The sequence below is a fragment of the Rhizobium lusitanum genome (genome assembly GCF_014189535.1).
GTDB classification, from domain to species: Bacteria; Pseudomonadota; Alphaproteobacteria; order Rhizobiales; family Rhizobiaceae; genus Rhizobium; species Rhizobium lusitanum_C.
Genome location: NZ_CP050308.1, coordinates 1,345,237 through 1,371,182, shown reverse-complemented (window position 1 = coordinate 1,371,182; position 25,946 = coordinate 1,345,237). Strand labels below are relative to the sequence as shown.

General features: G+C 61.4%; 24 protein-coding genes and 2 pseudogenes. 11 read left to right on the top strand and 15 right to left on the bottom strand.

Annotated features, from left to right (window positions below):
- The first annotated feature begins 8 nt into the window (after positions 1-8).
- Positions 9-491 (top strand): VOC family protein, encoded by a 483-nt coding sequence (locus HB780_RS20395; RefSeq protein ID WP_174161036.1) that lies wholly within the window; start codon positions 9-11, stop codon positions 489-491.
- A gap of 35 nt (positions 492-526) precedes the next feature.
- Positions 527-1,255 carry a class I SAM-dependent methyltransferase gene (locus HB780_RS20390; RefSeq protein ID WP_183695683.1) on the top strand — a complete coding sequence of 243 codons (729 nt, stop codon included), beginning with the start codon at positions 527-529 and terminating at the stop codon, positions 1,253-1,255.
- A 12-nt stretch (positions 1,256-1,267) separates the two neighbouring features.
- Here HB780_RS20390 and HB780_RS20385 read toward each other — a convergent pair whose 3' ends face one another.
- Entirely contained in the window at positions 1,268-1,759 is a 492-nt protein-coding gene (locus HB780_RS20385; RefSeq protein ID WP_183695680.1) for a MarR family winged helix-turn-helix transcriptional regulator, read from the bottom strand.
- A gap of 59 nt (positions 1,760-1,818) precedes the next feature.
- Here HB780_RS20385 and HB780_RS20380 point away from each other — a divergent pair, with 59 nt between their 5' ends.
- On the top strand, positions 1,819-2,238 hold the full coding sequence (locus HB780_RS20380) for a cupin domain-containing protein (RefSeq protein ID WP_183695677.1): 420 nt from the start codon (positions 1,819-1,821) through the stop codon (positions 2,236-2,238).
- Between the two features lie 19 nt (positions 2,239-2,257).
- On the opposite strand, the gene HB780_RS20375 is transcribed toward HB780_RS20380, so the two are convergent.
- From HB780_RS20375 to HB780_RS20350, 6 genes are all read right to left on the bottom strand, one after another.
- The gene (locus HB780_RS20375; RefSeq protein ID WP_183695674.1) at positions 2,258-2,839 is read right to left on the bottom strand and encodes an NAD(P)H-dependent oxidoreductase; all 582 of its coding nucleotides are present in this window, start codon (positions 2,837-2,839) and stop codon (positions 2,258-2,260) included.
- Entirely contained in the window at positions 2,836-4,245 is a 1,410-nt protein-coding gene (locus HB780_RS20370) for an FAD-binding oxidoreductase (protein WP_183695670.1), read from the bottom strand. Before HB780_RS20370 ends, HB780_RS20375 begins: the two co-directional genes overlap by 4 nt.
- Position 4,246: 1 nt before the next feature.
- Positions 4,247-5,560, bottom strand: coding sequence for a cytosine deaminase (locus HB780_RS20365; protein ID WP_183695667.1), 1,314 nt, complete (start codon positions 5,558-5,560; stop codon positions 4,247-4,249).
- Positions 5,560-6,426, bottom strand: a complete 867-nt coding sequence (locus HB780_RS20360) for an ABC transporter permease (RefSeq protein ID WP_183695665.1) — start codon at positions 6,424-6,426, stop codon at positions 5,560-5,562. Before HB780_RS20360 ends, HB780_RS20365 begins: the two co-directional genes overlap by 1 nt.
- Positions 6,426-7,250, bottom strand: a complete 825-nt coding sequence (locus tag HB780_RS20355; RefSeq protein WP_183695662.1) for an ABC transporter ATP-binding protein — start codon at positions 7,248-7,250, stop codon at positions 6,426-6,428. The genes HB780_RS20360 and HB780_RS20355 overlap by 1 nt, the downstream gene beginning before the upstream one ends.
- 147 nt (positions 7,251-7,397) lie before the next feature.
- Positions 7,398-8,414, bottom strand: coding sequence for an ABC transporter substrate-binding protein (locus HB780_RS20350; protein ID WP_183695659.1), 1,017 nt, complete (start codon positions 8,412-8,414; stop codon positions 7,398-7,400).
- 184 nt (positions 8,415-8,598) lie between these two features.
- Here HB780_RS20350 and HB780_RS20345 point away from each other — a divergent pair.
- Positions 8,599-9,612, top strand: a pseudogene (locus HB780_RS20345) (LysR substrate-binding domain-containing protein).
- On the opposite strand, the gene HB780_RS20340 reads toward HB780_RS20345, so the two are convergent.
- Entirely contained in the window at positions 9,554-10,351 is a 798-nt protein-coding gene (locus tag HB780_RS20340) for a creatininase family protein (RefSeq protein ID WP_183695656.1), read from the bottom strand. The pseudogene HB780_RS20345 and the gene HB780_RS20340 overlap by 59 nt on opposite strands.
- A gap of 336 nt (positions 10,352-10,687) precedes the next feature.
- Between HB780_RS20340 and rutF the strand changes: the two genes are divergently transcribed.
- A complete protein-coding gene (gene rutF / locus HB780_RS20335) occupies positions 10,688-11,227 on the top strand; it encodes an NADH-dependent FMN reductase RutF (protein WP_435693913.1) in 540 nt (179 codons plus the stop codon).
- A gap of 10 nt (positions 11,228-11,237) precedes the next feature.
- Here the strand turns inward: rutF and HB780_RS20330 are convergent, their stop codons facing one another.
- The 3 genes from HB780_RS20330 to HB780_RS33120 form a co-directional block, all read right to left on the bottom strand.
- Positions 11,238-12,242, bottom strand: coding sequence for an NAD-dependent epimerase (locus HB780_RS20330; protein WP_183695651.1), 1,005 nt, complete (start codon positions 12,240-12,242; stop codon positions 11,238-11,240).
- Between the two features lie 14 nt (positions 12,243-12,256).
- Positions 12,257-13,576, bottom strand: a complete 1,320-nt coding sequence (locus HB780_RS20325; RefSeq protein ID WP_183695648.1) for a UDP-glucose dehydrogenase family protein — start codon at positions 13,574-13,576, stop codon at positions 12,257-12,259.
- A 238-nt stretch (positions 13,577-13,814) separates the two neighbouring features.
- Positions 13,815-14,000, bottom strand: a complete 186-nt coding sequence (locus HB780_RS33120; protein WP_286203214.1) for a hypothetical protein — start codon at positions 13,998-14,000, stop codon at positions 13,815-13,817.
- On the opposite strand from HB780_RS33120, the pseudogene HB780_RS20320 reads away from it, so the two are divergent.
- The 4 genes and pseudogenes from HB780_RS20320 to HB780_RS20305 all read left to right on the top strand — a co-directional run bounded on the left by HB780_RS20320 (position 13,917) and on the right by HB780_RS20305 (position 19,998).
- Positions 13,917-15,154, top strand: a pseudogene (locus HB780_RS20320) (amidohydrolase family protein). The gene HB780_RS33120 and the pseudogene HB780_RS20320 sit on opposite strands and share 84 nt — an antisense overlap.
- Before the next feature lie 116 nt (positions 15,155-15,270).
- The gene (locus tag HB780_RS20315; RefSeq protein ID WP_183695645.1) at positions 15,271-16,122 is read left to right on the top strand and encodes a GNAT family N-acetyltransferase; all 852 of its coding nucleotides are present in this window, start codon (positions 15,271-15,273) and stop codon (positions 16,120-16,122) included.
- Between the two features lie 272 nt (positions 16,123-16,394).
- Entirely contained in the window at positions 16,395-17,690 is a 1,296-nt protein-coding gene (locus HB780_RS20310) for an adenylosuccinate synthase (protein WP_183695642.1), read from the top strand.
- Positions 17,691-17,751: 61 nt separating this feature from the next.
- A complete protein-coding gene (locus HB780_RS20305) occupies positions 17,752-19,998 on the top strand; it encodes a hypothetical protein (protein WP_183695639.1) in 2,247 nt (748 codons plus the stop codon).
- A 91-nt stretch (positions 19,999-20,089) separates the two neighbouring features.
- Here HB780_RS20305 and rpoH read toward each other — a convergent pair whose 3' ends face one another.
- Positions 20,090-20,998, bottom strand: a complete 909-nt coding sequence (gene rpoH, locus HB780_RS20300) for an RNA polymerase sigma factor RpoH (RefSeq protein ID WP_183695636.1) — start codon at positions 20,996-20,998, stop codon at positions 20,090-20,092.
- Positions 20,999-21,368: 370 nt separating this feature from the next.
- Entirely contained in the window at positions 21,369-22,394 is a 1,026-nt protein-coding gene (locus HB780_RS20295) for an RluA family pseudouridine synthase (RefSeq protein WP_183695633.1), read from the bottom strand.
- 49 nt (positions 22,395-22,443) lie between these two features.
- On the opposite strand from HB780_RS20295, the gene HB780_RS20290 reads away from it, so the two are divergent.
- Entirely contained in the window at positions 22,444-22,821 is a 378-nt protein-coding gene (locus HB780_RS20290) for a hypothetical protein (RefSeq protein ID WP_183695630.1), read from the top strand.
- Positions 22,822-22,831: 10 nt separating this feature from the next.
- Positions 22,832-23,662: a TrmH family RNA methyltransferase gene (locus HB780_RS20285; RefSeq protein ID WP_183695627.1), complete on the top strand. Its 831-nt coding sequence runs from the start codon at positions 22,832-22,834 to the stop codon at positions 23,660-23,662.
- Between the two features lie 26 nt (positions 23,663-23,688).
- On the opposite strand, the gene HB780_RS20280 is transcribed toward HB780_RS20285, so the two are convergent.
- Both HB780_RS20280 and HB780_RS20275 read right to left on the bottom strand, forming a co-directional pair.
- Positions 23,689-24,855, bottom strand: a complete 1,167-nt coding sequence (locus HB780_RS20280; RefSeq protein ID WP_183695624.1) for a hypothetical protein — start codon at positions 24,853-24,855, stop codon at positions 23,689-23,691.
- A 185-nt stretch (positions 24,856-25,040) separates the two neighbouring features.
- Positions 25,041-25,655, bottom strand: coding sequence for a DUF1134 domain-containing protein (locus HB780_RS20275; protein WP_435693912.1), 615 nt, complete (start codon positions 25,653-25,655; stop codon positions 25,041-25,043).
- Positions 25,656-25,946 lie beyond the last annotated feature (291 nt).

The window sequence follows — 25,946 nt, the reverse complement described above, 5'->3', positions numbered from 1 at the left end:
CAAAAGAGATGGTAGATGTGCCGATGCCGCAAATCCTGGGTCTGTATGAGACCCATCTGACGGTCGTCGATCTCGATCGTTCGATCCGGTTTTATCGCGATGTGATCGGGCTGGAGCTGGCAACCGTCATTGAGAACAGGAATGTCGCATTCTTCTGGATCGACGACAAAAGGAAGGGCATGCTCGGCCTCTGGGCTATAGGCAGCGCGCCGCTCCGAATGCGGCTTCACATTGCGTTTCGGGTCACGCTGGAGGATGTTCTCGGCTCTGCCGCCGCGCTGAAGGCACATGGCGTTCAGCCGCTCGATTTGAACGACAATCCATCGGACGAGCCCGTCGTTCTCGGCTGGATGCCGGCAGTTTCGCAATATTTTTTGGACCCGGATGGGCATTCGATCGAGTATATCCATGTGCTTGAGGATGCGGCCGATCCGAGCTTCGGCGTAAAGCCCTATTCGCAATGGCTGTCGCGACCGAAACCCGCGATCTGACCGGGACAAGCTGTATCGAGCCTTGGGAGGCGAGCATGACCCAGAACATCTATGATGATCCGGCCTTCTTCCAGGGCTACAGCCAGCTGCAGCGGTCGATCGATGGGCTGGCGGGCGCGGCGGAATGGCCGTCGATGCGGGCGTTGCTGCCCGACTTGCGCGGTCTGGAGATTGTCGATCTCGGTTGCGGCTTCGGCTGGTTTTGTCGCTGGGCGAGGGAGCAGGGCGCGGCCAATGTGTTGGGTCTCGATGTCTCCGACAATATGCTCGCCCGCGCTGAGGCTGAGACGGCTGACAAGGCTATTCGCTACGGTAAGGCCGATCTGGAAGATCTTCAGCTTCCGGCCGCCGCTTTCGATCTCGTCTATAGTTCGCTCGCCTTTCACTACATCAAGAATTTCTCCGGGCTTCTGGCGACGATCCATCAGGCGTTGAAGCCCGGTGGGCGTCTGATCTTCTCCATCGAACACCCGATCTACATGGCGCCGCGACGGCCGGACTGGCTGGTCGATGCTGAAGGCCGCAAGACATGGCCGCTCGACAGCTATCAGATGGAAGGGCCACGGGTGACGAACTGGCTCGCCGAAGGCGTCGTGAAGCAGCATCGCACCATGGGAACGACGCTCAACCTGCTGATCAGCTCGGGCTTTACGATCGCGCATGTCGAGGAGTGGACGCCGACGGATGAGGAGCTTGCCACGCATCCGGATTGGGCGATCGAGCGCGAGCGCCCGATGTTCCTGCTGATATCCACGACGAAGTGACGTGCAGATGGCTTATACGCCAGCCTCTTGCGTGCTTTCCTGCGCTTTGAGGGAAAGTTGTTTCAGCACGTCGAGGAAGACATCGAACCGTTCGTGACCGATCTCTTCCGCCCATTCAGCGTGCAGCTTGCGTAGGCAGGTGAAGATTGTTTCGGCTATCTCCTGTCCCCGCGCACTGAGATATATAAGACGCCGATCGCTGTTCTCAGGAGCGCGCCGCTCGACATATCCCAGCTCTTCGAGCTGGGTGATTAGATAGTTGATCGCTTGCCGCGACATTTTCTTCTGCCGTGCCAATTCGGATGGTCTGATGCCGTCCGGCAGGGGATAGGAGAACACCGCGAAGTGAGCGTCCTGAAAATCCGTGAAGCCGGCGTCGTGAATAGCTTTGTGCATCCGATTGCGAACGTCCTGCCAGACGATGCGCAGCAGAGCGCCGAAGAAAGGCGGTTGCAATTTCTCGTTCGTGTTGGGTTGCTTTGTCAGCTCATTGAACATTGACATGTTTGTAAAGTCGCTTTACGTTTATTTTGTAAAGCTACTTTACAGCAAGGATGAGGCTGATGGAAGCGAATGGACATGACGTCGTACGCATCGGGGAGTTGGAGCTGCGCTTCCTGGTGAACGACAAAGGCGCTACGGTATTCGAGTTCATCGTTCCGTCCCACGCCCGCGTACCCGCGCCCCACTATCACAAGGATGCGGACGAAATCCTCTATGGGATCGAGGGTATCGTGACGATCACCGTTGATGGTCGAAAGCAGGAACTGGGTGTTGGCGACGCTGTCTTCATTCCGCGCGGCAGCGTCCATCACCATGAGAATCTGCATGAGAGCAGCGCACGAGCTTTGGTCGTCATCACGCCGGGCGCCATCGGACGCCGCTATTTCGAAGAGATCGCCGACGTGATCAATGTGCCCGGCAAACCTGACCTTGCCAAGGCGCAAGAGGTCATGCTGCGCCACGGGCTCGTCCCGGCTTAAGTCCGAATTCCGGAGCGTTTTAAAACCGCTCCATCTCCCGTTTCACCTTCTCCAGAAACCGCTTTCTCGTCTCATCGGTCGAGCGGTTCATGTCGTAATGGGCGAGGAAGACGACCGGGGCGAAGGGCTTGATCATGGCACGGATCATGCGCTTGATGATCTTCTTCGGTGGGTTGCCGACGATGAAGGCGCGGAAGGGATCGGCGCCATAGGTCATCACGGCGCCAAGTTTCTGGATGTGCTTCAGCTTCGAGATCACCTTGCCGTTCACCAGTTCGAAGGTAACGCCCGGCAGCCAGACACGGTCGAAATAGCCTTTCAGGATCGCTGGAAAGCCGAAATTCCAGACCGGGGTAACGATAACAAGGCCTTCGGCGCGCTGGAGCCGTTCGACGTATGATTTCACCGCCTCGGTATTGTCAGGGTAATCGTGATAGATCATCCGGCCTTGTCGAGAGAGAACCGGGTCGAAACCCTCGGCATAGAGATTGCAGTCGTCGACCTCATGGCCGGCGGCTTTCAAGCTCTCGACCGTCTGCCGGTGCAGGGCAGCACCATAACTCTCCTCGACGGGATGCGAATGAAGGACGAGAACCCTCATGAGGCCTCCATCAGCGCCGCCAGACCCGGGAAGAGATAGTTCTGGCCGGACTTGAAATCGAAGTCTGGATTGTCCCAGGCGATCATCTTGCCAGGATTGAGCAGACCCTTGGGATCCGTCTCTTTCTTGAAGGCGAGCTGGACGGTGTCGGTCTGCTTCATGCCGCCTTCTTCCAGCGTGTAGCGGTGCGGATTGAAGATCGGGCAGCCGTGGTCCTGATGGATCTTGATGATCTCCTCCAGCCGGGCCTCGGAGGTATAGCGCACCAGCGGCAGGCCGGCGCACTGGATCTGGCCGTCGAACTTGATGAATTCGAGATGGCCGGGCACTTCGTCGCCGAAGATTTCGACCATCTTCTGCACCTTGGCGACATGATCCGGGCCCGGATACTGCACCTGCAGATAGGTGATGCTCGGGTCGACCTTGATGGCGCGTAGCGTCGTGTGGTTCCAGGCGAGCTCATAGGCATGCGGGATGCCCTTCATGCTCTCCACCTTGTCGGAGCGGAAGGTGATCTCGCCCTTCTGCTGGCTGGCAAAGGCGACGAATGGCTCCATCGAATGCGGCGCGATCATCAGCGCCACGACCGACTGGCCGTGACGGATGTAAGGCTTATGGCGGGTGAAATATTCGTACGGGATGGGAGCCGCGATCGGCGCGATTTCCTTGACGAGGATGCCGTTGCATTTGGCGAGCGCGTCGGAGAAGCGCACGGCGTCCATGAAGTCGTCATAGCCGACCAGCACGTCCACCCAATCGTAAGCCGGGGCTAGCGGCATTTCGATCTCGGTGATGATGCCGTTGGTGCCGTAGGCGTGGCTGACCTTGGTCAGGTCCCAGCCGGTGAGGTCGAGGACGCGCGGTTCGGCCTCCATGGTGACGACGCGCAGGCGCAGAATATTGCCGATGTCGCGCAACCCGCCCCAGGTGATCGAGCCGACGCCGCCGGAACCGCCGGCGATGAAGCCGCCTATGGTTGCAGTCTGCGCCGTCGAGGGGTGGAAGCGCAGCTCCTGGCCGGAATGGGCCTTCGTCTGGCGGTCGAGCTCGGCAATGATGATGCCGGGCTCGCAGATGACGCGACCGGGATGGATTTCCTTGACCTTGTTCATGGCTGCGAGGTTGAGCACGATGCCGCCGGAGAGCGGCATGGCCTGGCCGTAATTGCCGGTGCCGGCGCCGCGCGGGGTAACCGGCACGTCATGGGCATAGGCCACCTTCAGCGTGCGGATCACCTCTTCCTCGGTCTTCGGGGTGACGACAAGATCGGCGGTGACATTGTCGAGCTGCGCTTTCAGGATCGGCGAATACCAGTAGAAATCGCGGCTCTTCTGGCGCACCAGTGCCGGATTGTCTTCGATGGCGATGCCTTCGAGTTCTTTCTTGATGAGCTGATAATCCGGCATGTCAGGCTCCAATAACAGTATCGAGTTCACGGTAATCCGGCAGGCTGCGGTCGATGACTTTGCCCTTGCGAAGGACGACGCGGTCGGACTGCGGACGGGAGAGGAATTCGCTCCAGCGGCGGGCGCTGAAGAGGACGAGATCAGCGGGGCCGCCGACGGCAATGCGGCCGATATCGGGGCGCCCGAGGATGGAGGCCGGCGAAGTGGTGACGACGCGGGCGGCCGTATCCAGCGGATGGTCGAGATGCAGGATGCGAACGGCCTCGCGGAAGACTTCGACGGGGTCGAGGTCGCCATAGGCGTAGAAGGGGTCGCGGGTATTGTCGGAGGCGACCGCGGTCGGCACGCCGGCCGCCGCCAGTTCATGCAGGAGCGTAACGCCACGCCAGCGCGGCGTGCGGCCCGGATGGCGGTCCTGCAGGTACATGTTGCACATTGGCAGGGAGACGATCGAAATCCCGGCCTTGGCGACGAGATCGATGGTGGCGCGGGCGACATCCTCGTCCTGTCGGGCGAGCGAGCAGCAATGGCCGGCGGTGACCTTGCCGGTGAAGCCGTTGCGCAGCACGGCCTCGGCGATCGACTTCAGCGTGAGCACTTGTCTGTCTTCGGTCTCGTCGACATGCAGGTCGATATCGAGGCCATTGCCGGCGGCGGCGTGGATCAGCTTGTCGAGCTGGCTGTCGATCTCGGGGTTCAGCTGGGTGACGCCGCCGAGAAGGCCGCCGGTCTCGCGGACGACTGTGATCAGGTCGGCGAAGAAGGCGTCGTCGACCATGAAATCCAGCGGGAAGAGGGCGACGGCTTGCAGCGCGATCTTGTCCTTCCAGGCTTCGCGCACCTCCGAAAACACCTCGAAGGAGATGCGGTGCTGTGGTGCCAGTGAATCCAGATGGGTGCGGATCAGGCTGGTGCCGTGGGCATAGGCGGCGCGCAGCGAGAACTCCATGCGCTTGCGCACATCGGCGGCCGACCAGTTGGCCTCGCGGTCGGAGCGCACGGCGTCGAGCGCGCCCATGAAGCTGCCGTCTGGGTTGGCGCGGCGCTCCCAGATGTGGCCCTTATCGAGATGGGTGTGCATGTCGGCGAAAGTCGGCCAGACCATGCCGTCCCTCATGTCTGCCTTGGCGAATTCCGCGGGTGCCGTGCCGGCCGGCAGGATGTCCTTGATGAGGCCATCGGCGACGACGATGTCGGCTTTTACGAGGCCTTCGTTGGACGGACCAGTGAAGCCCGCGACGGTAACAGCCGGGACGGTGGCGTTGCTTAGCACGAAGCGTGCGGCGTTTGGCGGGGACATGAAGGAATAGGACATCAGTTTTCCCGCTTGAGGCTGCTTTCATGCCAGCGATGCAGGCTCAGCCATGAGATGAAGGAGGTGAGGGCGAAGATGGCGACGCCGAGTGCCGAGAGCAGCAGCAGGGCTGCGAACAGGCGCGGCATGTTCTGACGGTATTGCGCCTCGAGCAGACGGAAGGCGAGGCCGGAATTGGGGCCGCCGGAGCCGGCGGCAAATTCCGCGACGACGGATGCGATCAGCGACAGGCCGCCGCCGATCCTGAGACCCGTCATGAAATAGGGCTGGGCCGCCGGCAGCTTCAGATGCAGCAGCATCTGCCAGCGTGAGGCGCCGTAGAGATCGAAGAGGTTCAGGAGGTTATGATCGACGCTCTTCAGGCCCTGCACCATGTTGGAGAGGATCGGAAAGAAGGCGACGAGGAAGCCGCAGATCAGCAGCGCGGATTCGCGGGTTGGCGCGTAGATCAGGATCAGCGGCGCGATCGCCACGATCGGGGTCACCTGCAGAATGACGGCGAGCGGATAGAAGGCAAGCTCGATCCAGCGCGACTGCACCAGGAAGATGGCAAAGCCGACGCCGCCAATCAGCGCGAGCGCCAAGGATATGAAGGTGATCTGCGTCGTGACCCAAAGGGCCGGCGAGAGAATGCCCCAATCGGATATCAGCGCTTTCGCGACCGCGAGCGGGCTTGGCAGGATATATTGCGGAATATCGGCGCCGGTAACGAGAAGCTGCCAGAGGACGACCAGGACGACGACGGTCAGGATCGGCACGATGATGCCGATTGATCGTTCGGCATTTCTGGTGCGCAGGGCCGGCTTCGGTCGGGCATCGGCCGCTTCCTTGGAGAGTTTTGCGGATAGGCCGGTGCTGTCGCTCATCAATGGGCCTCCGGCCAGCCAATGGCCTCGATCAGGGAACGGGACACCTTTTCACAGACCTGTCGATATTCCTCGGAGGACCGGTAGAGGGGATCGCGTTCGCCGCTGGTGTTCAAGGGAAAGTCCGTATGGACGCGACCGGGGCGGGCCTTCATGACGACGATGCGGTTGGAAAGATAGGCGGACTCGTAGACGGAATGGGTGACGAAAATCACGGTGATGCCGGTCGCCTGCCATAGCCGCAGCACATCGTCGTTGAGCTTCTGGCGGGTGATTTCGTCGAGTGCCGCGAAGGGTTCGTCCATCAGGAGCAGCTTCGGCTTGGTGACCAGAGCGCGGGCGATGGAGACGCGCATCTTCATGCCGCCCGACAATTCGCGCGGATAGGCCTCGGCGAAATCCTGCAGGCCGACTGTTGCCAGCGTTGCCATGATCTGGTCCCGGGCCGATGTCTCGGAGACGCCGCGCAGTTTCAGCGGCAGGTGGACATTGCCGAAGACTGTTTTCCAGGGCAGCAGCGTCGGCTCCTGAAAGACGAAGCTGATATCGCCGTCGGGCAATCCCTTGGAATTGATGCGCGAGCTTGGCCAGTCGATCCGGCCGCTGGAGGCGCCGCCGAGACCGGCGATAATGCGCAGCGCCGTCGACTTGCCGCAGCCGGAGGGGCCGAGCAGGCTGATGAACTCACCGCTTTCCACGCTGAGCGACATGCCGGAAAGCGCCAGCGTGCCGTTGGAGAAGACTTTCGAGACCTGCTCCATAACGACCAGCGGCCGCTTGCGCGGTTCGGTTCGGGCGGTCGTAGCGGCTTCAGACAGGGTCATGGTTCGGCTCTTTGTTGATCCACCCTCCCTTTGAGGGGGGAGGGTCGGAGCGAAGCTCCGGGGTGGGGTGATCCTTCGAAATCTCGGGGTGTCACCCCCACCCGCGCTCTGCGGCGACCTCCCCCTTCAAGAGGGAGGTGCTAAGACTTACTTCTTCAGCGCCATCCCAAAACCCTTGCAGACGAACTGCGGGTCGAAGGCTTTTTTGTAGTCCGTGTCTGCATCGAAGATCTTGATCTGCACCATCTCGTCAAAGAACTTCTTGTAGTGGGCGTCGGTGATGCAGCCGATGCCCTTGTCGGCGGCGTCGCCGGATTCCACGATGCCGTATTCCTTCATCTTGGCGATGGAATAAGCGATCTGGCCGTCTGTCATGTCGGGATTATCCTTCTTGATCAGATCGTTGGCTACCTTGTTGTCGCCGTAGAGGTAATTGTACCAGCCCTCGATCGAGGCATTGACGAAGCGCTGCACGAGGTCCGGGTTCTTCTGAACCATCGCGGTCTGTGCGGTGATCATCGTCGAATAGGGCGAGTAGCCGGCGTCGGCGATCAGAAAGACTTTCGGCTTCCAGCCGGCCTGCTTTTCGATCTCATAGGGTTCGGAGGTCAGATAGCCCTGCTGGGCCGACTGTTTGTCGGAGAGGAACGGCGCCGCGCTGAAATTGTAGGGTTTGAACTGCTCGTCCTTGAAGCCCGGGAAGTTCGCCTTCATCCACTCGAAATAGGTGACGTAGCCGTCCTTGCTCATGAACAGGGTTGGAAGCTTGGCGAGATCCTCGAATTTTTCCACGCCGGCGTCCGGATGGGCGATCAGCACCTGCGGGTCCTTCTGGAAGATGGCGGCGACGTCGACGATCGGGATGCCTTGCTTGACGGCGTCGATTTCCTGCTGCGGGCCGCCCATGTAGAAATCGATCTTGCCGGAAATGAGCAACGCCGAGTTGGCGGCATTCGGGCCACCCTGGACGATGGTGACGTCGAGACCGTATTTCTTGTAGGTGCCGTCGGCAACCGCCTGATAGAAGCCGCCATGTTCGGCCTGGGCGAGCCAGTTGGTGCCGTAGGTCACTTTGTCGAGGGCGCTCGCGGGCTCGGCCGCCGCAATGGTGGCCATCAGGCCCATGACGGTAAGAAATGCTTTGGACTTCAATGCATTGAACATGGCTGGTTGTTCCCCTTATTCGCCATGGGACGCCATCAGTGACGCCCATTTTCTGCATTTGAGCGATTGCGTTGCGCTTTGAAAAGCATCAAAATTCGTGCGCATTGATGCCTTTTAGGCATCTCAACTCGGGTCTGTGCCTAAATTGTGCGGCCTGGGCAAAATTTATGCAATGGGGACGCCTATGCTGCATTCGAGACGACTGCTCTACATCAACGAGATCGCCCGCTGCGGCTCGATCCGCAAGGCAGCGGCGCGGCTGAACGTGGCTTCCTCGGCGATCAACCGGCAGATATTGGCGCTGGAGGAGGAGATGGGAGCGCCGCTGTTCGAGCGGCTGCCACGTGGCCTCCGGCTGACGGCGGCGGGCGAACTCTGCATCGAGCATATCCGTGAGGTGCTGAAGAATTACGAGCGGCTGGAGGGGCGCATCCGCAGCCTGAAGATGCAGCAGGCTGGCAAGGTGAGGATCGTCACGACGGTCGGCCTTGCCGCCGGGCCGCTGCCGGAGATCATCGCGCGGTTCCTTTCCGAGCATCCCCGCGTTTTCATCCAATTGCACAATGATTCCGGCTCGACCACCGTCGCGCCGGTACTTTCGGGCGAGGTGGATATCGGGCTCGGTTTCAACATTCCCGCGACGCCGGGCATTCGTTCGCTCGGCAATTTCGACATTCCGATCGGTGTCGTGCTGCCGCCGGGCCATCCGCTGATCGAGCCGGGACCGATCAATCTGGCCGATGTGGTGGAGGAACGGCTGCTGTTGGCGCAGCCGGGCACCAGCCTGCGCGATATCATCAACCTGACGCTGGCGCGGCTGTCGGTGCAGGTGGAGCCGGTGCTGGAAAGCAATGCCTCGGAAATGCTGAAGCAGCTGGTCAAATGCGGAGCGGGGCTGACGCTGTTGAACCCGCTCGACGTCATCACCGATTGCCGACGTGGCGAGCTGGTGTTCCGGCCGATCGCCGAACCGCATTCTCGGCATCAGCCGTTGAAGCTTTTGCGCGCGCACGCGCGCCGCTGGATGCGGCGACCAGCCTGTTCGTGGAGTATCTGCTCGCTGAACTGGCTGGTCTGGTGGAGGAACTACAGGCGAAGGGGCACATTCTGATGCCGTCGGAACGGCGACGGTCGGACGCCTATTTCGAATAGAGGTTCGACAGCGGATAGTCCCGGAGATCGTGCAGCATCTCGATGAAACCCTTGATCTGATGGCGGCAGATAAGCGCGCCCTTTTCCGCCGTGCCGTTGGCGGCGTTGCCAACGACGCCGTTGGGGTTGAGGTCATGGGCGATCCAGGCGAGCGAATGCGGCGGCAGCGGCTGCAAGTAGTTCGAATGCTCCTTCATCCATTCGGCCTTGGAGGCGAAGTTCTCGGCCTTGTCCATTCGCACCAGCTCGGGGCGGAAATGCAGCATCAGCGAGGTCTCTACATCGCCACCATGGATACCGTAGCGCTGCTCATGCTCGCTGATCATACCGTCAGGCGTGCCGAAGCGCGTCCATTGCGTGGCGACGACGGCCATCTGGTAACGCACGCGCAATTCACGCGCGACGATGCCCATGATGTCGAGATTGCCACCATGGGAATTGACGATCACCATCTTGCGAATGCCGGCCTCGGCGACTTTGGCGCCGATCGCGGTCCAGACCGGGATCAGCAGCTCGGCGCTGAGCGAGAGCGTGCCGGGGCCATAGACGTGCTCGTTAGCCTTGCCGATCTCCTGTGTCGGCAGCACGAGGAAATCGAGATCGTCGGGGCGCTGGATCTTCAGTTCGGCCAGCATGCCGGTGGCGATAGCGACGTCGGTGGCGATCGGCAGATGCGGGCCGTGTTGCTCGGTCGAGGCAATCGGCAGGACGGCGATGGTGGTGTCGGGCGAAAGGCCGGCGAAATCATAGGTGTTCAGTTCGTTCCAATAGAAGGGCTTCGCCATGGCCATATCCTCTCATGTGCGTCTCTCATCTAACGGATACGGCAAGGATGATGACGGAGGAAAGCATCAATTTGCGGCCGTGCCGCTGCCTTTTTGTGTACGCAGGCAGTGATGGGCATCACGATTGCCGGCCATGCTGCTTCGCTTTCGGAAGGCAGGAGGAAATGCCCCAAAGGCGTATGGATAGGATTGTTTTTCCTTTTGTTGATAGATTTAGTAGAAAACTAATTGCCTGGCGAATAGCGATTCCGTGAAATGCGGTTGCTTGAGATAGGCAGTTTGACTTGGTACGTTGCCTGCATCCAGATTTCGGCGCGACATGCGGGGACAATGGGAATGAACATGAAGACATCCGTGGCGTTCGAGAAGGCGGTGCCCGTCGCCGATCCTGATGTGGCGCGAGCTGAATTTCGCAACGCCATGGCGCGCATGGCCGCTGCCGTGAACATCGTAACAACCAATGGACCGGCGGGTCTTGCCGGCTTTGCCGCGACTGCCGTCTGCAGCGTCACCGACAGCCCGCCAACCCTGCTCGTCTGTCTCAATCGCGCTGCTTCCGTGCATCCAGCAGTCACCGAAAACGGCGTGCTTTGCGTCAACGTGCTTTCGGAAGGGCACCAGGAGCTCTCACGCCTCTTTGGCGGCAAGACGCCGGTTGCCGAACGCTTTGCCGCGGCCGCATGGTCGGAACTATCCACCGGCTCGCCGGCGCTGGAAGATGCGCTTGTTTCCTTCGACTGCCGCATCGTGCGCCGCGCCGATGGCGGCACGCATGACATCCTGATGTGCGAAGTCGAGGCCATCCGCCAGCAAGACGGCGGGCAGGGGCTGGTTTACTTCGACCGTGGCTATCATCCGGCGGGTCCGGCCGAATAGGCCGGTTTTCTCAGTAGTTTTCCTGATACCACTCGACGAAGCGGCGCACGCCTTCGTCGACCTCGATCTGCGGCTTGAAGCCTGTCAGAGCCACCAGCAGGTCCGGCACGGCATAGGTGTTGTGCACGTCGCCAGGCTGCATCGGCAGCATGTGGCGGATCGCCTTCTTGCCGAGCATCGCCTCGATGGTCTCGACGAAACTCATCAGACCGACCGGCTGGCCGCCGCCGATATTGACGATGCGGAAGGGTGCGTTGTTCGATAGCGTATCGGTGATCGTGTCCGATACGACGCGGTTGTCTTCCGACGGAATGACGCCGATCAGCTTGACGATGCCTTCGACGAGATCGTCGATATAGGTGAAATCGCGGCTCATCTTGCCGTCGCCGTAGATCTCGATCGGGCGGTCGTTCTTGATGGCGTCGACGAATTTGAACAGCGCCATGTCCGGCCGGCCCCAAGGACCGTAGACGGTGAAGAAGCGGAAGACGGTGGTCGGGATATGGAAGAGATGGGCGTAGCTGTGCGCCATCAGCTCCATGCTCTTCTTCGTTGCCGCGTAGATCGTCATCTGCTCGTCGGCCTTGTCGCTTTCGGCGAAAGGGATCTTCTCGTTGGCGCCATAGACCGAGGAAGTGGAGGCAAGCAGCAGGTGTTTCGGCTGAAGGCTTCTCGCCAGTTCCAGCACGTTGAACGAGCCGACAAGGTTGGAGTCCACATAGGAGCGTGGATTTTCCAGGCTGTAGCGCACGCCGGCCTGAGCTGCGAGATGGACGATGACGTCGGGTTCGGCCAGCTCAGCTGCGTGATCCAGCGCGGCCTTGTCCTCCAGCATGCCGGTGACAGCCTTGAAGCCGTTGGAGCGGGCGAGGATGGCGGTGCGCTTTTCCTTGAGCTTGACGTCGTAATAGGGCGTCATGCCGTCGAAGCCGACGACGAAATGGCCGTCGTCGAGCAGGCGCTTGGCGAGATGAAAGCCGATGAACCCGGCGGTTCCGGTGATGAGATAGCGCATTCGTCGGCCCTTGCTTACAGTTCGGCCCCGTTCATGGGTCTGCCGATGCTGGTATAGACAAAGCCGTGCTTTGTGACCTCGTCATGGCGATAGATGTTTCTGAGGTCGACGAGGACAGGAGCGTTCATGACGCTCTTCAGCCGGGCGAAGTCGAGCGCGCGGAACTGGTTCCATTCGGTGACGATGACCAGGGCGTCGGCGCCTTGCGCCGCGCGGTAGGCATCAGGAGCATAGGTAATGTCGATCACCTGGCGGGCATTGTCCATGCCCTCTGGATCGTAGCCGGTCACCGTGGCGCCGCCGTCCTGCAGCGTCTGGATGACCGAGATCGCCGGGCTGTCGCGCATGTCGTCGGTGTTCGGCTTGAAGGTCAGGCCGAGCACGGCAATGGTCTTGCCCCTGACATCGCCACCCATGGCCGCGATGACCTTGCGGCCCATGGCGCGCTTGCGATTGTCGTTGATCGAGATTGTCGTCTCAATCAGGCGTACCGGGCTGTCATAATCCTGCGCGGTCTTGGCGAGCGCCAGTGTATCTTTCGGGAAGCAAGAGCCGCCATAGCCAGGTCCTGCATGCAGGAACTTCGCGCCGATGCGGCCGTCAAGACCGATGCCGCGCGACACTTCCTGCACATTGGCGCCGACCTTCTCGCAGAGATCGGCCATCTCGTTGATGAAGGTGATCTTCATTGCGAGGAAGGCATTGGCGGCGTATTTGATCAGCTCGGAGGTGCGCCGCGCGGTGAAGAGCAGCGGTGCCTGGTTAAGATAAAGCGGCCGGTAGACCTCGGTCATGACGCTCCGCGCCCGGTCGTCGTTGAGGCCGATGACGATGCGGTCGGGACGCTTGAAGTCCTCGATGGCCGCACCCTCGCGCAGGAATTCCGGATTGGAGACGACGGCGACGTCGGCATCCGGATTGGTTTCGCGGATGATGCGCTCGACCTCGTCGCCGGTGCCGACCGGGACGGTCGACTTGGTGACGATGACGGTGAAACCCTTGACGTGCTCGGCGATCTCGCGGGCGGCGGCATAGACATAGGAGAGATCGGCATGGCCGTCACCACGGCGCGACGGCGTGCCCACGGCGATAAAGACGACGTCACTGGCCGCTACGCTGGTTTCTACGTCGGTCGAGAACGACAGGCGGCCGGCGCGGACATTATCAGTGACGAGCTGTTCCAGGCCGGGTTCGAAGATCGGAATTTCGCCTTTGAGCAGCGCCTCGATTTTGCCGACATCCTTGTCGACGCAAATCACATCATGGCCGAAATCCGCGAAACAGACGCCAGACACAAGACCCACATAACCCGAACCGATCATTGTGATGTGCATGGAACTTCAATCCTTTTGCTTGCAGTGGGCTCAGCGTCAGAACGCGATCCCCTCGTTGGCCGTCGCCTGCGCTTATACACAGGATCGCCGGGGACGCCTATACGTTGCGGTGCTTATCCAGGGCACTGCGATAGACGCGTCATAAAGACCATAAAGATAAACGCAATATGACACGCGCGAACTGCTGCGATTTCAAACCGCCGAACGACTTGCCAGCCTTTGGCGGCGTGCTAGACATTCAGGATAAAAGCATCTCCCACCGATCCGAAGGCAATTCCCCATGACATTCGATCTCATCGTCCGCAATGCCAACCTTCCTGATGGCCGCAAGGGGCAGGATATTGCCATTGCCGGCGGTAAGATTGTGGCTGTCGAGCCCCAGCTGAAGGCGGAGGCGGGGCGTGTGATCGATGCCGGAGGCCATCTGGTGTCTCCCCCTTCATCGATTGTCATTTTCATATGGACGCGACCCTGTCGCTCGGCCTGCCGAGGCTCAACACCTCGGGGACGCTGCTGGAGGGTATCGCGCTCTGGGGCGAGCTGAAGCCGCTCTTGACGCATGAGGCGGTGGCGGAGCGGGCCTTGCGCTATTGCGATCTCGCGGTATCGCAGGGGCTCTTGGCCGCGCGGACCCATGTGGATATCTGCGACGACCGGCTGCTTGCCGTCGAAGCGCTGCTGGAGGTGAAAAAGCAAGTCGCGCCTTATCTCGATCTGCAGCTCGTCGCCTTTCCGCAGGATGGCTATTACCGTTCGCCGACGGCGGCGCGGAACCTGGACCGCGCCCTTGATCTCGGCGTCGACATCGTCGGCGGCATTCCACATTTCGAACGGACGATGGAGGATGGCGCGCGTTCGGTGCGTGCGCTCTGCGAGATCGCCGAGAAGCGCGGCCTGATGGTCGACGTGCATTGCGACGAGACCGACGACCCGCTATCGCGCCACATCGAGACGCTTGCCGCCGAAACCACGCGGCTCGGGCTTCAGGGCAGGGTGGCCGGTTCGCACCTGACATCGATGCATTCGATGGACAATTATTATGTCTCGAAGCTCCTGCCGCTGATCGCCGAGGCGGGGGTGCATGCGATCCCCAATCCGCTGATCAACATCATGTTGCAGGGACGACACGACAGCTATCCGAAGCGGCGCGGGCTGACCCGTGTCAAGGAGATGCGTGAATTCGGTATCAATATCGCCTTCGGCCAGGATTGCTGCATGGACCCCTGGTATTCGCTCGGCGGCGCTGACATGCTGGATGTCGCCCATATGGGGCTGCACGTCGGGCAGCTGGCGTCACGCGAGGCCATGCGGTTCTGCTTCGACGCCGTCACCGCCAATCCGGCCAAGGTGATGGGCATCGACGGCTATGGGCTGGAGGTCGGCTGTAACGGTGATCTCGTCGTGCTGCAGGCGCGTGATACGATCGAGGCCATCAGGATGCGCGCTGGCAGGCTCTTCGTGGTTCGGCGTGGCAAGGTGATCAGCGAGACGCCGGCGCGTGTTGCAACGCTGTCGCTTGCGGGCAGGCCGGGATCGGTCGATCCGGCCGCTTACGCGCCTAATACAGCCGAGGGCTGAAGCGGCCCGGCATGTCGCCGCGTATCGCTTGTGATTGTCATTGCATTGCACCATGATAGGCGGGGCGTGGCCGTTTCCATGGGAGCGGTGCGGAATGGGCGATGTGGGGCATTTGCATGAAGTCGACTTTTGCCGTGCGTACAATGCGAGCGGGGGAATTGGAGCTCGCTCTCGAATGGGCTCGACAGGAGGGATGGAATCCCGGTGTCGACGATGCCCCGGCGTTCTGGGAGGCGGATCCTTCCGGCTTCTTCGTCGGTGCGATCGGTGAGGTGCCAGTCGGCTGCATCTCCCTGGTGCGATATGGCGAAAACTTCGCCTTTCTTGGACTCTACATGGTTCACCCGGAATTTCGCGGCAAGGGCTATGGCAAGGCGCTGTGGAACAAGGTCATTGCTTTCGCCGGCAATCGTACCGTCGGTCTCGACGGCGTCGCCGCTCAGCAGGAGAACTATCGCCGCCACGGCTTCGAGGCGGCCTATCGCACCTTGCGCTACGGCGGTGTCGCCACCGTGCCAGATATAGGCAAGGCCGTGGAGGTCGTGCCGGTTACACAGGGCAGGCTCGAGGCGTTGCTGCGCTACGATGCCAGCATTTTCCCGGGGTTGCGCTATTCCTTTCTCACCGCCTGGTGCGGCGCGCCCGAGAGACGAAAATCCTTCATGGTCGGCAGCGGCAGCCGGATCCGTGGCTACGGCACGATCCGGCGCTGTTTCGAGGGGCTCAAGATCGGCCCGCTCTTTGCAAACAGCCCCGATGTCGCGGCGGCCTTGCTGGCAGCATTGCTCTCAGAGGCCAAGGGCAGGCCTGTGTATCTGGACGTGCCCGCTGAAAACGCTGAGGCAATCAGGCTTGTCGAAGCGTGCGGGCTGTCGCCGGTGTTCGAAACGACGCGGATGTACCGAGGTGCCGCCCCTGATGTGCCGCTCAATCGTGTCTTTGCCGTTACCACACTGGAACTCGGCTGATTTCAGTGCTTTTCACGTCTTTACGCCTGAAATCCGACATCGAGGGAAGTGGTTCGGCGTTTCCTTGCGAATCGACGGTGAGCAGGCCGTAATCGTGTCATCGGCTTCCACTGCTGCAGGCTGACGGGAAGAATCCTGTTGGAGGCGCTGATTCGTCACGTAAAAAGCCGAATCTCCTGAGACAACAGAGTCGCTTTCCGAAAAACAAAGCTTTATAGATGCGCGGGTTTGAGCAAGGCGCGCCACCGTGCGCAGGAAGCGGGAATGGAGAAATGACGAACGTAGTTGTGATCGGTTCGCAATGGGGTGATGAAGGCAAGGGCAAGATTGTCGACTGGCTTTCGGAACGCGCCGATGTGATCGTGCGCTTTCAGGGTGGCCACAATGCCGGTCATACGCTGGTTGTCGATGGTGTCAGTTATAAGCTCGCGCTGCTGCCATCCGGGCTCGTTCGCGGTAAGCTGAGCGTTATCGGAAACGGCGTCGTCGTCGATCCGCATCATTTTGTTGCCGAAGTCGAGAAGTTGCGCGCCCAGGGCATCGCGGTCACGCCTGACGTGCTGCGCATCGCCGAAAACGCGCCACTGATTCTGTCGCTGCACCGCGACCTCGACGCGCTTCGTGAAGACGCCGCCTCCAACAGCGGCACGAAGATCGGCACGACGCGTCGCGGCATCGGACCTGCCTATGAAGACAAGGTTGGTCGCCGCGCTATCCGCGTTATCGATCTCTCCGAGCCGGAAACGCTGCCGGCCAAGATCGACCGACTGCTGACGCATCACAATGCGCTGCGTCGCGGCATGGGCCTCGACGAAATCTCCTTCGATTCGCTGCACGAGGAGCTGACCTCCGTCGCGGAACACATTCTTCCTTATATGGATCAGGTCTGGCGGCTGCTTGACGAGCAGCGCAAGGCGGGCGCCCGCATCCTGTTCGAAGGCGCGCAGGGCGCGCTCCTCGACAACGACCATGGCACCTATCCTTTCGTGACCTCGTCCAACACGGTGGCAGGGCAGGCGGCGGCAGGCTCCGGTCTCGGACCGACGGCGCTCGGCTACGTGCTCGGCATCACCAAGGCCTATACGACGCGCGTCGGCGAAGGGCCATTCCCCTGCGAACTGCATGACGAGATCGGCAAGCATCTGTCGACGGTCGGCCGCGAAGTCGGTGTCAACACCGGTCGTCCGCGTCGTTGCGGCTGGTTCGATGCCGTGCTGGTTCGTCAGACCGTCAAGACCTCCGGCATTACCGGCATTGCTCTGACCAAGCTCGACGTGCTCGACGGTCTCGACGAGTTGAAGATCTGCGTTGGCTACATGCTGGATGGCAAGGAAATCGACTACCTGCCGTCGAGCCAGGCGGCACAGGCTCGTGTCGAGCCGATCTACATCACGCTTGAAGGCTGGAAAGAATCGACCGTCGGCGCCCGCAAATGGGCCGATCTGCCGGCCCAGGCGATTAAGTATGTCCGGCAGGTGGAAGAGCTGATCGGTGCGCCGGTCGCGATGCTTTCGACCAGCCCGGAGCGCGAAGACACCATACTTGTGACTGATCCGTTTGAGGGCTAATGTCTCGAATTAATGACGAATCCCGGTCCGGCTTTGTGGCGGGCATCATGAGAAAGTACTGATGGCGGATTTTGTAGCAGTCATTCGGCGGGCCGTGGACGGCCTGACCGAAAACACTCCCGAGATGCGGGTCAAGGTTTACGAGCGAGCTCGTGGTGCCGTGCAGCGGCAGCTCGAGAGCATGAAGCCGCGCCCGCCGGAGGAGATGCTACGCCGCCAGCTCGACAAGCTCGAAACCGCGATCGTCGAGGTGGAAGCGGAACACGCCGAAGCCTTGCCGGCGGCCGAGGAGCCCGTCGCGGAAGTGCCTGTTCTGCATGAAGAGCCGCAGGCAGCACTTCCCGAAGAGCATCATGTCGAGGAAGAGCATGTCGTAGAGGAACCGGAATCGGCTCCCGAGGAAGTCCATGCGCAAGAGGAAGTGGCTGCTTACACTCCGGCGCATGAAGAACCTGTCCACGAAGAAGAGCCTGTGCATGTCCAGCACGAGGTGGTGCAGGAACACGAGCCGGTAGAAGCATGGCATGAGGCTCCCCAGGAGCCGGAACCCGTGGCGGCTCACCATGTCGAGCCTGCCCACGAAGAGGTTCACTACGAAGAGCCGCAGCACTATGCCGAGGAACAGCCGGCCGTTGCCGCTGAGCCTGAGCCGGCCCCGCAACAGCCGAAGGTCGTTCATTCTTCCGCCGATGACGTCATCAGCCAGGTCGAGGAGATTTGGGCCGAGGTCGGCGCGCCTTCGAAGCAGGCCGCGCCCGAACCGATTATGCCCGCCGCCGCCTTCACGCCGGCCCCGTTCGGTCATCCTGTCGAGGAACCTGCTGTTGCGAAGACGCCGGCAGCCGATAACGGTTTTGCCTGGGACGCGGATGTCTTCGGGGAATTGCAAGCGTCCCCGGCTGCTGCCAAGCCGGCGCAGCCCGCACGGCAGGTGCCGGACAATGCGTTTGACGATGTCGATCTCTTTGCCGACGTGCATTCATCGCCGAAAGCTGTGCCGAGGAGCGAGGCTGACGGTGACGGTTGGCGCGAGCTCAAGGAGCTGGCCGGCTTCGACAAGCTCGCCGAAAATGGGGATAGCGGTAACGGCTCCTCCATTCCGCCGGATCTCGATCGGGACATGGCATCGCGGCTGCAGGGCAAGAGCTTCCGCATGGAGCCGAAGCGCCGCCGTTTCGGCGCGACTGCGGCTATCCTGACGCTTGTTGGCCTTGCGGCCGTTGCCGGCGGCGGTTATGCCGCCTGGCTGAACCGCGAAGCGCTCGACAAGATGGTCACGGATCTCATCAGTTCGGCGCCGAAGACCGCGACCAGCACGCCGTCTTCCGACACCGCCAGCAAAAACCCGGCGCCGTCGGCCACGACTGCTCCCGCGACCACGCCAGCGCAAACCGACACCGCCGCCGCGCAGCCGCCGGCAGCGGGTAATACCAATGTCGCTTCGCTCGACAACGACCCTAATACGGTCAACACCAAGTTCACCCAGCGCCTGCTGGCGAACGGCACGGAAACGGATGAAGGCCCGGCGGCCGGCGGACAGCCCGGCGTGGCCGAAGGCAAGTCAGTTGCCGAGCAGAACGTCGCCTCCGCCGCTCCGGCGGCCGGAGCGGCGGCTGCTCCCGCCAACAATGCGCCCGCCGCTCAGGCGTCGCAGAGCCCTGCCGCAACGGCACCGGCCACGACGCCACCGGCCACCGCCGATCAGCAGGCTCCCGCTACGCCTCAGCAGACCGCGCCGGTCGCGGATGGACAGAAGGTGTTTCTTTATGAGGAGCGTCTCGGCCAGACGTCACCGACGGCTTTCGAAGGCACGGTCACCTGGTCGCTTCAGGAAGGCAAGGGGGCCGATGGTCGGCCTGAACCATCCGTCCAAGGCCTCATCAGCGTACCGCAGCGTGGGCTGACGGCGACGATCACGGTGTCGCGCAATACGGACTCTTCGCTTCCGGCAAGCCATCTGGTCGAACTGGCCTTCCAGGTTCCGCCGAACTTCGAGGGTGGCGCCATCGATAATGTGCAGCGCATTGCGCTCAAGTCGACCGAGCAGGATCGCGGCGACGCGTTGATCGCCGTGCCGGCCAAGGTTACCGACGACGTCTACATGGTCGCGCTGAACGATTTCCCGGATGCGCGCAAGACGAACCTCGATCTGCTGAAAACCCGTAATTGGATCGATATTCCCGTGGTCTATCGTAACGGCCGTCGCGCCTTGCTGACCATGGAAAAAGGACCGACCGGCAGCGACGCCTTCAACAGGGCGATCACCGAATGGCAGGCGCTCGGCGGCGTTGCTTCGAGCGGTCAGTAACCGGCTTCAAACAATTGGAATCGAAAAAGGCGGGCTTTGCGGCCCGCCTTTTTGTTTAAAATGTTTGGTGTGACGTCCGGGGTCTTGCTCGTTAAGCGGTGGCCTCGACAACGCGCAGCGCCTTAGCGCGTTCCTGCGCATCCTTTTGCACCGCTTCCTGGACCTTCTCGAAGGCGCGGACCTCGATCTGGCGAACGCGTTCGCGGCTGATGTCGAACTCGGACGAGAGATCTTCCAGCGTCACCGGATCTTCCGAGAGGCGGCGGGCCTCGAAGATGCGGCGTTCGCGGTCGTTCAGGACGCTCATGGCGCGGGCCAGCATGCGCCGGCGCGTATCAAGTTCGTCCTGCTCGATCAGCACGGCTTCCTGGCTTTCGTGATCATCCACCAGCCAATCCTGCCACTGGCCGGACTCGCCTTCGGAAGCCTTGATCGGCGCGTTCAGCGAAGCGTCGCCCGAGAGGCGGCGGTTCATCGAAATGACCTCTTCCTCGGAGACTTTCAGCGTGGTGGCGATCTCGGAGACATGCTCCGGCTTCAGGTCACCTTCATCGATGGCCTGGATACGGCCTTTCAGCCGGCGCAGGTTGAAGAACAGACGCTTCTGGTTGGCGGTCGTGCCCATCTTCACCAGCGACCACGAGCGCAGGATATATTCCTGGATCGAAGCCTTGATCCACCACATGGCATAGGTTGCCAGGCGGAAGCCGCGTTCCGGGTCGAATTTCTTGACAGCCTGCATCAGGCCGACATTGCCTTCAGACACGACTTCGCCGATCGGCAGGCCGTAGCCGCGATAGCCCATGGCAATCTTCGCCACGAGGCGCAGATGGCTGGTGACGAGTCTATGAGCGGCCTCGCGGTCGGCATGTTCCGCGTAGCGCTTGGCGAGCATATACTCTTCCTGCGGCTCCAGCATCGGGAACTTGCGGATCTCGTCGAGATAACGGTTAAGGCCGGCTTCCCCGGCGGCAATGGATGGCAAGGTATTACGGGCCATGAATGTGCACCCTCCTATTCGAGATTTGGTCCCTTCTGGAGGCGTGTTGCACGCTCTTTGCGAAGCTGACCAAGGCGTGCAGGTCTGAAGACCCCGCACTAAACCAATATATAAATAAGTACGGCCAAACAGTGATTCAAGAACATGGTCACGCAGGTGTTACCGCGGCGTGAAAGCTCAGCGCGCCGTGACATTCGCCCCTGTGACTATCCTCCCGAAAGCCCCGGTCCTCTGATATCCAGCCATTCGAACAGCAAAGCGGGTTGCGTTCTGGATGGATGAGAGGTGTCTGCCGGAGATCGGCTCCATGATTATTATAGGCCTTGGCGGAGCAAGCGTCCAGCCGCGTGTTTGCCGCGGCCGGCGATCCTCATCCCCGCAGTATTGCCGCCAGCTCTTCCATATCGTCGGGCAGGGGCGCTTCGAAATGCATCACTTCGCCTGTGCGCGGGTGTTCGAATTGCAGCAGGTAGGCGTGGAGTGCCTGGCGCGGGAAGCGGTTCACGGCTTCCCTTGCTGCATCAGGCAGGAGGTTGGCCTTGGTCTTGAAGCCGCCGCCATAGGCGGCGTCGCCGAGCAAGGGATGGCCGATATGCGCCATGTGAACGCGGATCTGGTGGGTGCGGCCGGTTTCGAGGTGGCAGTCGATCAGCGAGGCGAGCGCAGTGGCGTCCGGGGCCTCATGAAAGCGCTCTATCACTTCATAATGTGTGATCGCTTCGTCGGCGTCCGGGGTGCCAGGGCGTTTGACGGCGCGACGGGTGCGGTCGCTGGTGGCGCGGCCGAGCGGCGCGTTGACGGTGCCGACGAGCTGGCGGGGACGGCCCCAGACGATTGCCTGATAGGCGCGTTCCAGCGGCGTGGTGCGGCCGTGGTCGGCAAATTGCAACGACAGATGGCGATGGGCGATATCGTTCTTGGCAACGATCATGACGCCGGTGGTGTCCTTGTCCAACCGGTGGACGATGCCCGGCCGGCGCACGCCGCCGATGCCGGAGAGGCTGTCGCCGCAATGATGGATCAGCGCGTTAACCAGCGTGCCGGTCCAGTTACCGGCGCCGGGGTGCACGACCAGGCCGGCGGGCTTGGAGATGACGATGACGTCGTCGTCCTCGTAGAGCACGTCGAGCGGGATATCCTCGCCTTGCGGCGTCGGATCCTCAGGCTCGGGCATGGAAATCTCGTAGACGTCGCCGGGACGCACCTTGCGCTTGGCGTCGGTCACCGGGACGCCGTTGAGCAGGACGGCATTGGCCTTGATCAGCGCCTGGATGCGGCTGCGGGACAATTCCTCGTTCATTTGGGCTGTCAACCACGCGTCGAGCCGACCTTCGGCGGTCTCATCGGCAGTTAGGACTTTTCTATTGCCCTCGGCTTCTTTAAAGGGGTCGCTCAAACGCATTTCTCCGGCGCATAGGCGCTCTTCAGGAAATAAGGACGCATCGATGACGAATCTCCAGCCAGACGATCAAGAGGAAAAGCCCCTCGATCCGGCCCTGGAAAGTGTCCGACGCAAGATGGTCCGCCTGCAGATCGTCTCGGCGGCCGTCATGGTGGTGAGCCTTATGGCCGTGTTCGGCGCCGTTGTCTATAAGACGATGCGCGCTCCAGCAAAGCCGGCGGGCGCTGCGGCCTCGAATATTCCATCGGATGCTCCGGTCTCTGTAACGGCCGCACTGCCGCAAGGCTTCACCGTCCAGTCGACGTCGCTTTCCGGAAATCAGGTGCTGTTCTACGGCACGCTCGCCAGCGGCCAGCGCCAGGCCGTCGTCTTCGATTACGGCATCGGCCGGATCGTCGCGACGATATCGCTCTCCAAGTGATGGCGTGACAATGACGGGTGATCGGCTGATCGAGATCACGCATCCCGACGATCCGCGCATCGCCGAATTCCGCGATATCCGCGAACGGGACCTGACCGGCCGCGAAAGCCGTTTCATCGCCGAGGGTACGGTGGTGTTGCGGCTCCTAGCTGGGGCGCATGCGGCGGGCGGAGATTTCGTCGCCGAAAAGGTGCTGTTGCTGCGCAATCGCGCCGCCGGGCTGGACGAGATCATTGCTGGCTTTCCGCCCGATGTGCCGATCTATGTCGCGGAAGGTTCGATACTGGACGGCATCGTCGGCTTCCATCTGCATCGTGGCGTCCTGGCGCTCGGGCGTCGGACGGCCAATACGGATATGGACGTCTTTCTCGGACACCTGCCGGAACGCTCGCTCGTTCTGGTTGGCTGCGGCATTTCCAATCATGACAATGTCGGCTCGATGTTTCGCAATGCGGCGGCTTTCGGCGCTGATGCCGTGCTGCTCGACGAGACCTGCTGCGATCCGCTCTATCGCAAGGCGCTGCGCGTCTCGGTGGGCTCGGTGCTGACCATGCCCTATCGCCGTCAGTTGAGCGATGTCGAACTGCTGACGATGCTGGCAGCGCGCGGCTTCGCCATCTGGAGCCTTTCGCCGCGCGGCGAGACCGATATTCGCGCCGTCCCCTGGACAGATCGCATGGCACTGGTGGTCGGCACCGAGGGGGAGGGGCTGCCACAGGAGATCTTGTCGACCTTTGGCAGCGTGCGGATACCGCAGGCGCCTGGACTGGACAGTCTGAACGTGGCAACAGCAAGCGGTATCGCGCTTTTCGAGATGGCGTCGCTGCTGAAGCGGGTCTGAATGTCGGTCTTCGCCAGCCTTTGCGGCTACTTTCGCAGCAGGGTGGCCGCGCGATGGGCGAGGCTGAGGCGCGCGCCCTGTTCGGCGGGACCTGTTTCCTTCGGCAGATGATCGTAGATCGGCGACTGTTCGCCTTCCCGGCGGGCGGTCAGCGCCACCATGTTGGCGGCGATGACGGCGATCTCTTCGCGCATCGCCTGATCATGCGCCGGCGAGCGCGATTTGGACAGGCGATCCGAAAGGGCCGCGGCGCGGTTGCGCACTTCTTCCGTCATATGGGCGATGTCGTCTTCCAAGCTGCGCTCCGGTTTCGATGCGTTGGCGTCATTGTCCGCGGTTGCCACGTTTGTCGGTTCGGTCATTGGCTTGGCGCCGTTGGCCCGCTTGGCGGACGAGACGAGATGGGCGGCGCGCGGTGTTCGGCCAGTTGGTCGTGCCTCACCATTGCTGGCCCCCAGTTTTTCCTTCAGGCGCGCCATCGCGGTTTCCTTGTCGGCGTTGCCGGCAATCTCCCGGTTCAGCCGGTCGTCGAGTCGCCGGGCCTTGTCGCTCTCCTGACCCAGCAGCGTTTCGGCATCCCTGGCGCGCTGGCTTGCCTGATTCAGATCCTGGCGCAGCGTGTCGCGCTCGTCCCGCAAGGTGTTGATGCGAAGCTTCAGGCTTTCGATTTCGGCTTCTCGCGCCGCCAGATCAATCTTCAGATTATCGGAGTCGGCGGCCATCTTGGTCATCCGCTTGCGCAGGCTATCGATATCGGCGTCCTTTTCGGCACTCGCCTGCTCCGCCGCATGAGTGCCGGATTTGAGCTGGCTGATATCGCTTTCCTCGCGGCGCAGGCGTGAGCGCAGCTCGCCGGCCTCGGTTTCCAGATCGTCGATGCGGGTCTGCAACTCGCTGCTCTCGGCGGCAAAGCGGCTGGCTTCCTGCTGAAGCTTGCCGTTGTGTATCTGTAGCGCGACGCCCTTGTCACGTTCCTGGGTCAGCAGTTGTTCCGTCCTGGCATTCTCGGCGGCAAAGAGGGCGCGCGCCATATCCTTTTGCGCTCGCACTTCCTGCGGGCTCAGGGGCATCGTGGCCTTCAACCGCTTTTCCGTGAACCAGACAATGCGGCGGTGGATCGCGGGCGCAATCAGGAAAGCCAGAAAGGCGGCGGTTAGAAAGCCCAAACCGAACAACAGAGCAAATTGAATCACGGCAATGCCTGCATCTGGGAGTTGTTTGCGATATCGGTGAGTTGATTAAGCATGGGGGCACGCCGACGGGCAAGGGGTTAAAGTGGATATGGTTTATCGGGCACGCCGAGGTTTCGCGACAAGAAAAGGCCCGCGATCGGCGGGCCAGGAGATTGAATGCATCGGAGGAGATATTGCTCGAAACCTCAGAAGGGATTCCACGTCGCGCTCGGTGTGACCTTCAGATAGCCGAGATTGACGCCGAGGCGGGCGCCGAGGCCGGTGCGGATCGGCACCAGCACGATGTTGTTGTTCTTCAGCACCGTCATGCCGAAGCCGGCGACGATGAAGGCCTGGCCGCTGACGCCGCCGAAGCGGGTGTAGACGCTGTTGATGTTCGGCAAGTCGTAGACCAGCATCATCACGCGGGCGCCCTGGCCGCCATAGTCGAGGCCGAGGGACGGTCCCTGCCAATAAAGCGGGTGCTCGCCGGCATTCTTGGTGTTGAGCTGGCCTTCGCCATAGGTCAGACCGGCGATGAAGGCGCCGGAACCTTCCTGGCCGAGGATATAGCCGTTCGGCAGGCCATATTGCTGGAAGGCGCGCTCGACCACCTTGGCAAGGCCGCCGCTGGTGGAGCCGAAGAAGGAATGCCCGGCATCGACGATTTCCTGCATGGAATAGTGGTTGTTGGTCGGCGCCGCGGCGGCCTGACGAACCGGCAGTGCGAAGCTTACGAGCGCAACGATGGCCAAGATCAAACCCAGGCCTACCGTTCGCGAGCCGGGGCTGGGCATTCTCTTCAGGAGTTGATAGCGCATGTCAGTCATCCGTTCATCATGGTCGGTGCGATTGAGAGCGGACGCATGGCCTATTCGCATGAACGCGCCGGATATGCCTCGCTCCCCATTCCAGACTGTTCCGCCCGATTTCCGCTTGGCGATTCGCGCGCGAAAAAGTCTGGTGGTGATGAATGCATTTTGCGTCGATCATCTTAACAATCGGTTTACCAAATATGGTGTCTTTATGGCGAGTGGTACGCCGCCTGCGGCAATCCTCGAGCAATCTTGCCGTGGCAACGTAAAATCATACGGCGTTCCGCCTTGTCAGCA

Bases quoted from the DNA above. Each gene is read 5' to 3' on its own strand.
- HB780_RS33120 (WP_286203214.1), bottom strand. From the start codon at position 14,000: ATGGCCTCCGGCATCGATCACACGCCCCGCCTCCGCCTTCAGCTGGGG.
- rpoH (WP_183695636.1), bottom strand. From the start codon at position 20,998: ATGGCCCGTAATACCTTGCCATCCATTGCCGCCGGGGAAGCCGGCCTT.
- HB780_RS20275 (WP_435693912.1), bottom strand. From the start codon at position 25,655: ATGCGCTATCAACTCCTGAAGAGAATGCCCAGCCCCGGCTCGCGAACG.
- HB780_RS20340 (WP_183695656.1), bottom strand. From the start codon at position 10,351: ATGGCGAAGCCCTTCTATTGGAACGAACTGAACACCTATGATTTCGCC.
- HB780_RS20375 (WP_183695674.1), bottom strand. From the start codon at position 2,839: ATGAGGGTTCTCGTCCTTCATTCGCATCCCGTCGAGGAGAGTTATGGT.
- HB780_RS20290 (WP_183695630.1), top strand. From the start codon at position 22,444: ATGACGAATCTCCAGCCAGACGATCAAGAGGAAAAGCCCCTCGATCCG.
- HB780_RS20385 (WP_183695680.1), bottom strand. From the start codon at position 1,759: ATGTCAATGTTCAATGAGCTGACAAAGCAACCCAACACGAACGAGAAA.
- HB780_RS20360 (WP_183695665.1), bottom strand. From the start codon at position 6,426: ATGAGCGACAGCACCGGCCTATCCGCAAAACTCTCCAAGGAAGCGGCC.
- HB780_RS20305 (WP_183695639.1), top strand. From the start codon at position 17,752: ATGGCGGATTTTGTAGCAGTCATTCGGCGGGCCGTGGACGGCCTGACC.
- HB780_RS20395 (WP_174161036.1), top strand. From the start codon at position 9: ATGGTAGATGTGCCGATGCCGCAAATCCTGGGTCTGTATGAGACCCAT.
- HB780_RS20370 (WP_183695670.1), bottom strand. From the start codon at position 4,245: ATGCCGGATTATCAGCTCATCAAGAAAGAACTCGAAGGCATCGCCATC.
- HB780_RS20315 (WP_183695645.1), top strand. From the start codon at position 15,271: ATGAAGTCGACTTTTGCCGTGCGTACAATGCGAGCGGGGGAATTGGAG.
- HB780_RS20310 (WP_183695642.1), top strand. From the start codon at position 16,395: ATGACGAACGTAGTTGTGATCGGTTCGCAATGGGGTGATGAAGGCAAG.
- HB780_RS20380 (WP_183695677.1), top strand. From the start codon at position 1,819: ATGGAAGCGAATGGACATGACGTCGTACGCATCGGGGAGTTGGAGCTG.
- HB780_RS20390 (WP_183695683.1), top strand. From the start codon at position 527: ATGACCCAGAACATCTATGATGATCCGGCCTTCTTCCAGGGCTACAGC.
- HB780_RS20365 (WP_183695667.1), bottom strand. From the start codon at position 5,560: ATGTCCTATTCCTTCATGTCCCCGCCAAACGCCGCACGCTTCGTGCTA.
- rutF (WP_435693913.1), top strand. From the start codon at position 10,688: ATGAACATGAAGACATCCGTGGCGTTCGAGAAGGCGGTGCCCGTCGCC.
- HB780_RS20285 (WP_183695627.1), top strand. From the start codon at position 22,832: ATGACGGGTGATCGGCTGATCGAGATCACGCATCCCGACGATCCGCGC.
- HB780_RS20325 (WP_183695648.1), bottom strand. From the start codon at position 13,576: ATGCACATCACAATGATCGGTTCGGGTTATGTGGGTCTTGTGTCTGGC.
- HB780_RS20350 (WP_183695659.1), bottom strand. From the start codon at position 8,414: ATGTTCAATGCATTGAAGTCCAAAGCATTTCTTACCGTCATGGGCCTG.
- HB780_RS20330 (WP_183695651.1), bottom strand. From the start codon at position 12,242: ATGCGCTATCTCATCACCGGAACCGCCGGGTTCATCGGCTTTCATCTC.
- HB780_RS20355 (WP_183695662.1), bottom strand. From the start codon at position 7,250: ATGACCCTGTCTGAAGCCGCTACGACCGCCCGAACCGAACCGCGCAAG.